At 59.2% G+C, this 3731-nt stretch carries 2 protein-coding genes and 2 pseudogenes; 2 read left to right on the top strand and 2 right to left on the bottom strand.

The features are described 5' to 3' along the window. Both C1I89_RS33550 and C1I89_RS33545 read left to right on the top strand, forming a co-directional pair. The coding region (locus C1I89_RS33550; protein ID WP_146196987.1) for an integrase core domain-containing protein at nt 1-400 on the top strand (400 nt) is incomplete at its 5' end. Nucleotides 401-434: 34 nt separating this feature from the next. Next, a pseudogene (locus tag C1I89_RS33545) lies at nt 435-2156 on the top strand (pyruvate carboxylase subunit B); the annotation flags it as partial. Nucleotides 2157-2366: 210 nt separating this feature from the next. On the opposite strand, the pseudogene C1I89_RS33540 reads toward C1I89_RS33545, so the two are convergent. Continuing rightward, nucleotides 2367-2672: pseudogene (locus C1I89_RS33540) on the bottom strand (conjugal transfer nickase/helicase domain-containing protein); the annotation flags it as partial. Between the two features lie 119 nt (nt 2673-2791). Next, nucleotides 2792-3731 (bottom strand): MobH family relaxase (mobH, locus tag C1I89_RS33535; RefSeq protein ID WP_258231584.1); only part of this gene is annotated, 940 nt, incomplete at its 5' end.

Here is a 3731-nt window from a genome sequence, read left to right as displayed (position 1 = left end):
CTTTTCAGGGGGCAGACCACTGGAGCAGGCTGTCTATGACCGAAGACCGACGCAGTCCGATAGGCTCGTCCATCATTCCGATAGGGGATCCCAATACGTGTCCATCCGCTACTCCGACCGATTGAGCGAGGCCGGAATCAATCCATCAGTCGGCAGCACCGGAAGCGCCTATGACAATGCGCTGGCCGAAACGATCAACGGCCTCTACAAAACGGAAGTGATTCATCGGCGCGCGCCCTGGAAAACCAAGGCTGCCGTGGAGTTGGCGACACTGGAATGGGTCTCGTGGTTCAACCACCAACGCCTGCTCGAATCCATCGGCGACATTCCGCCCGCTGAGGCCGAAGCGCGATACTATCGGCAACTTGCAGCGCAGACTGTGGAACCTGTTTTACTTTAACCAAACAGCCTCCGCGATCCCCGGTGTGATTCAAGGCGCCACCTTCGACGTCGCGTTGCGCTTCTTGAAAGAGGATCCGTGGGAGCGCTTGGCGCAGTTGCGCGAGCGCGTGCCGAACCTGTTGTTCCAGATGCTGCTGCGTGGTTCCAATGCGGTGGGCTACACGAACTATGCGGACAACGTGGTGCGCTATTTCATTCGTCAAGCCGCAGCCAACGGCATCGATCTATTCCGCGTGTTTGACTCGCTCAACTGGGTTGAGAACATGCGAGTATCCATCGATGCCGTGCTCGATAGCGGCGCACTGTGCGAATGCGCCATCTGTTACACCGCAGACGTATTTGACCCTGCAAGACCCAAATATGGCCTGAACTATTACTTGGCCATCGCACGCGAGCTGCAGCGAGCAGGTGTACACATTCTGGCAATCAAAGACATGGCGGGCCTGTGCAAGCCGCGTGCCATCAGTACGCTGGTCAAAGCCTTGAAGGCTGAGACGGGACTACCGATCCATTTTCACACCCACGACACCAGTGGAGCGAGCGCCGCGTCGGTGCTCGCGGCAATCGAAGCGGGATGCGATGCGGTCGATGGTGCGCTTGACTCGATGAGCGGTCTGACCTCGCAGCCCAATCTCTCGGCAATTGCAGCAGCGCTCAGCAATTCGCCGCGTCATCCAGGCTTGTCGCCACATGCACTACATGCGGCATCGACCTACTTCGAGGAAGTGCGACGCTTTTATACGCCTTTTGAAAGCGAAATCCGCTCCGGAACCGCGGACGTCTACCGCCATGAGATGCCTGGAGGTCAATACACAAACCTGCGTGAACAGGCCCGTTCGCTTGGTTTGGCACACCGATGGACAGAAGTTTCGCAAGCCTACGCGGACGTCAATCAGCTATTCGGAGATATCGTCAAGGTGACGCCTACATCGAAGGTAGTCGGTGACATGGCACTCACGATGATCGCTAACGATCTGACACCCGCTGATGTGATCGATCCAGCCCGCGACGTGGTCTTCCCCGATTCAGTGGTGTCTTTATTCAAGGGGGAGCTAGGATTTCCACCCGACGGTTTCCCGGCCGCGCTTTCGCGCAAAGTGCTCAAACTCAGCGATGGAGAAACCCCGCCAGCACCGTACCGTCCTGGCGACCGGCTTGCACCCGTGGATTTGGCCGCAGCGCGCACGCAGGCCGAGTTGGAGTGTGGACAGCCGTTGAACGATGCCCAGTTGGCATCCTTCCTGATGTACCCGAGGCAAATGCGCGAGCTGTGCTCCTACCAGCGTCAGTTCGGCGATACCTCAACCCTACCCACGCCAGTATTTTTCTATGGGCCTAGACCTCAACAAGAGTTTGAAGTCGAGATAGCCCCTGGCAAGATGCTGTTGGTTATCTTGGAGGCGGTGATCCAAGAGGGAGAGTCTACCCACAAAGTGCAGTTCGAGCTCAACGGACAATCGCGAACCGTCTACGTCAGGTCCGCAGGAGAATCCAGTGCCGCTACCTCGCGAACGCAGGCAGAAGTAGGTAATCCGCGCCACGTGGCCGCGCCAATGCCCGGAGCCATCGCCACCGTTGCAGTGCGGGCTGGCCAGCGCGTAAGCGCAGGCAGCACGCTGCTAACCATAGAAGCAATGAAGATGGAAACCCATATCTCAGCACCACAAGATGCCGTGATTGAGGAGGTTCTTGTGGCGCCAGGGGATCGAGTACAGGCCAAGGATTTGCTCGTAGTGCTGCAAGAGGCGACTTGACTTACTATCGACGTCGTTGACTGCATCATCGACTACAGAATGTAGGACACATCAGCGCTAGTAATGCTGGCATTAGTGAGGTGCCTTTCCGCAAGCTTGTACCGCTTGAGCTGCCAGGATCGCATTTTATGGTGCTTGGCCGGTAGACTGGAAGCTGAAACAGACCTTCTGCTTGCTTGCATACACAAATGTACAGGCACTGGCGCACCTTCATTCAGAGAGTGCCAAGTATGGGTTATCCGGCGGAAGTGTGTCGAAAACCTGCATTGGATCACTTAGCAGATAGCCGTGTAGGCGTTTTGATTTGCGCGGACCGATGACGTTGCATTTCCAGATGTTCAGGCCGCGGGGGTGCTTGCGGTGTAGCTGCAGCCTCTCGAAGCTCTTCTGCACCCATTGCCAGTCGGCCACGCCGTCCTGTTTGGCGAGCGCAGCGACTTGCGGGTGCTCTTGCGCGTACCGCTGGAACAACCCCGGACTGATCAAGTAAGCGGTGCCATCGACGGTATGTNNNAGATTGCTCAGCCTGACGTTGCCACGCTGCACTGGCAAGCAGTGTTCGATGCGTTTGAATTGCTCGGGGGTGATCTCCATGCCTGCACTTTCACATCTGATCTATCAGAACGCAATTAGTGTTAACACGCCCTAGCTCCCCCGGCCGACGGTGATTCACTGCCTGGTATCCCATCGGCACCGAACATCGACAACAGACCGGCAACGGGGTCGGACGACGTCGGGGAAGGTGGTTCTTCAATCGGCCGCGCGGCGGTGGCCGAGGGTGCCTGCGCTGTCGCGGATACGACCTCGGGCATGGCAGCGGGAACATCGTCTGCGGACGCACTCTCCTCCACCGTCACCGCGCCGGCGAAGGATTCGGGACGCTCGCCCGTCTCCCAAATCAGTGCGGGCGAGAGGCGCAGGAAAGTGAAGCTGTGGCTCCAGCCGCTGTCGCTAGTCACGGCGGCTTTCCAGATGGCCTTGCCGTCCGGGGTCGGCTGCGCGATCCCATGATCTTGCAGCACCGTGAAGACGGCGGTGTTGTTCGAGGGAATCCCTTCGATGCCCTGGGATAGCAGGTAGGCGCGCAGCTTGTCGGAGACCGTCTTGCTCACCAGCCACAAGCTGTCCTGTGTCAGCCAGCCGTCCGAAGCCTGGGGCTGATTGAGCTTCAGTTCCTCGCGCAGCAGATAGCGCAGGCCGTCTAGCAGCTTGCGCTGCAAGGCGTGCCGGGGCGCCGTCAGCGCCTTGGCCGGGTCGCCACCCAAGGCTTGGGCCACCGATGCTCGGTCGGCCTGGATGACCAGTTCCCCCAGAACGCCGGCATGCTCATATTGTCCGGCCAGCACGTAAAGCAGCGCCGACCATAGCACCGGAAAGCCGCTGAGCCAGTCGAGGATGGTCGGGTCGAGTACGCGGGTGTAGAGCAGTCCTGTCGCCGCGCTGTGCAGGCGGTACTCGCGCTCCGGGCGATAGCGAAAACGGTAACGCTGCTGCAAGGGGCCGTGCCACGGATGCCAGATGCTGCCGTCAGCCAGTTCGACGTGCAGGTCGACCGCGATCTTGCCGATGTCGTGC

The sequence above is a fragment of the Achromobacter pulmonis genome (assembly GCF_002885955.2).
In the GTDB taxonomy this organism is placed as follows: domain Bacteria; phylum Pseudomonadota; class Gammaproteobacteria; order Burkholderiales; family Burkholderiaceae_B; genus Achromobacter; species Achromobacter pulmonis_A.
Note: the sequence above shows the minus strand (reverse complement) of the source record. Positions and strands in the feature narration are given on the sequence as shown.